The organism is Bradyrhizobium sp. UFLA05-108 (assembly GCF_059803455.1).
On sequence record NZ_JBANAZ010000164.1, the window covers coordinates 1 to 2683 of the forward strand.

2 protein-coding genes are annotated in these 2683 nt (G+C 56.2%); one reads left to right on the forward strand and one right to left on the reverse strand.

What is annotated here, in order from left to right:
• Positions 1 to 259 precede the first annotated feature (259 nt).
• Positions 260 to 769, reverse strand: coding sequence for a hypothetical protein (locus tag SO140_RS45575; protein WP_498541931.1), 510 nt, complete (start codon positions 767 to 769; stop codon positions 260 to 262).
• A 1724-nt stretch (positions 770 to 2493) separates the two neighbouring features.
• Here SO140_RS45575 and SO140_RS45580 point away from each other — a divergent pair.
• Positions 2494 to 2683: hypothetical protein (locus SO140_RS45580; protein WP_498544163.1), on the forward strand; the 190-nt coding region annotated here is incomplete at its 3' end.

A 2683-nucleotide genomic window follows, 5' to 3' on the forward strand; every position in this document is an offset into this window, starting at 1 on the left:
GCGGCTGGGATTCAAGACGAATAGGAAAGACTCGTTCCGACATGCAGCCGGTTCGCCTACCGAAATAAAGTTGAGTGGGTAGCTAGATCATACCGATCGGCCCAAGACGCCCACCTGTGAGAGCCTCGAGGTTTATGCGCAACCTAGAAGGAGGTCCCAATCGAGTGGTGAGCTATAGAGAGCCAGCTTGCCGCGGCTCCATTCAAACGGGCTGTAGCCGTCGCCGTGACGTGCCCGTGGCCCAAACTGTGCCCGCCCTTTAGTCGCCGTTGATGCCAGCGTCGGCAGCAAACGGAGATCCTGCTGACATCGCCGCGGCAACACCGGGCTCGGCGTGGCAAGGGCGATACATGGCTTGTAGCTGTTTGCCGCGCAGGAAGATCATTCTGCGGGTAAGACCGCCGCGATTTGCAATCCATCGCCGTACTTGGGACGGATACCCCGAATAGAGTATCTGGGTTGCTTCAGGATTAGTGACAATTCGGCCATCGCCCGCGAAATCAAAGGCGGCGTGAAACCCAAGCGTCGCGTTTGAGGTGACACAAATCTTATCCTGAGGGATTGCCGAGAGGAGGATGGTGCAGGCCGAAGCGCAAAGGCCATCAATCATCACCGTTTGGCCTGAAGCGCGGAGTGTGCTGTACCTGTCGACGTACGTCCCGATCCGCCCACCTGGGTCGTCCGCAATCCGAACCGCTGCATGGCCTGCCCCTACGCCTGCGAGCAAAAGCGCTGCCGTGAGCAGCGCAGACAGCGTCGGATTGGTCATACCTCACTCCTGCTAGCGGCAATATTTTCTCCTGCTAGCGGCAATACTTGCCCTGAGCGCTCCAGTGCGTATGTGCGCTCGGACACAGTTCATCCGGCTGAAGGCGCGCGCCATGAACGTACGTCCCGATCTGCCCACTTGAGTCGTCCGAGCAGATGAGGGGGAACTTAGGATCGATTTAATTATCGTTGTCGCTGGCTCGACCTGGGCCGAAAATAGATGGCGAGAGGGGAAGACCAGACGATCCTCTCTTCAGGCCACGTCGCGATGCGCCTGATTTCGGGGGATCAAAACCACGAAACGAATTTGATGGCTAGGCGATGACTTGCAGTCCAACCGCCTGCGGTTTGCCGGTGCTACATGTTCGCAACCGCGACCCCAGAAAATCACTTCAGCGAAATGCGGGCATGTTTGTGCTTGGCGTGCTCGTCTACTGCGCAGATTTCCGGTGCAGCCAGCGTGCGATGACGAGCTTAGTAGTCGGCAAACGCCTAACCGTCAAAAACCAAACGCACTCGACCCGAGGTGATCGGGTAGGGCAACAGTAGCAAATGAAGCGCGATATTCTTTTACCGAATTTCGCCACTGCTAGTCTTATCGCGTCTGCCGCTGCTGGCTCGAAACTCTGGCTCTTAGCTGAGGCCCGCAGAAATCTATATGCGTTGAACCAACAGCGTCGTCCGAGATATCTCCAAAAGACACACGCCAAATGGTGTTCGGATAGCTGCCGGCGCATACCAAATGTGTCACATCAGATGCGTAACCGGCACAGCGTTTTAGGCACTGTTTCGCAAGCGCAGTTTGTCGATCATAGCAGTTCAGGCCAGTTCTTTTGTCTTCGTCGCGACCTGCATCATCCTCGACAAAGCACTCGCGCGACTGCGCATCTCGGGCTAACGAATCCACGCACTTAACGGTCGTCTCGTCGATTTGTGCTTTGGTCGGATTCGTCAATGGGCACTGCGCCGGAATCTGAGATGGCACCACGTAAGCGCGCGCTGGCCGGCGAACGAGCACCGCGGTTCGGTGCTTGCGCGTAGGGCCCACGGACTCGCCGTACGTTCGAGAATCCTCGGGACAGGCGATAGGTATGCAACTGGTCCACAGCGGGCCTGTGGCCACGCACCGATTGCCGTCTCGCGCACAGCCGGTGGGGCAACAAGTTTGCGCGAACGCAGGCGTTATCAGCGCATATGCCAATATCAGGGTCGGCTTGAGATATCGCATGTTCCCGCACTAGCAACTGAGCCGGCGCTCGATCTTCTTTCGGCTCGCGCCAACCTTTGTGACCGTCTTCTTCACCTTTACCCTGCGGCTCCTTCTCGGCAACTAAGTGCCGCTTCATAGCGTCTCATGTAAGCTGAAGATCAGCAGCGACGCTTTCAGGAAGGAGCTGTAGGGATCATATCGGCCGGCGCTACTCGATTGAGAGTCCCCGAATCAGAATGACGTTTTCGTTTGGCTTCAGGGTGGAATCGGTGGCCATTGCTAAGCTCCTATCCGATGCTCCAATGCCTAATGGCGACGCTCACTGTCGCGCAAACCTTTAGCGACGGCTCATGTCCGCCACTGAAAGAGAAAATTCTCCCCGCGAACAAGTCGCAGGTGTTGTCACTTACCGAATTGAGTATTGCCTGATACTCCTGGCTCGGAGCATCGCATTCCCTGCCTTCCCGATAAGCCTAATTCACGGTCGGGACATCTGAAATTCAAATGCTGATTAAATGCAGCTTTCTAATAAGAGCCAATTTAAGATTAGAGTCAATGGCATTGCGCAAATCGAAAGATGGCGCCTGCGCCTGCCGAATCGCTGTGGCCACGCAGAATGGCGTGACCGAGAGGTTGTATTTGCAGCAATGACGCATTCATGGCTGGCAGCCTTACTATTTGCCGAATGCAAGCTCTACGGTGCAC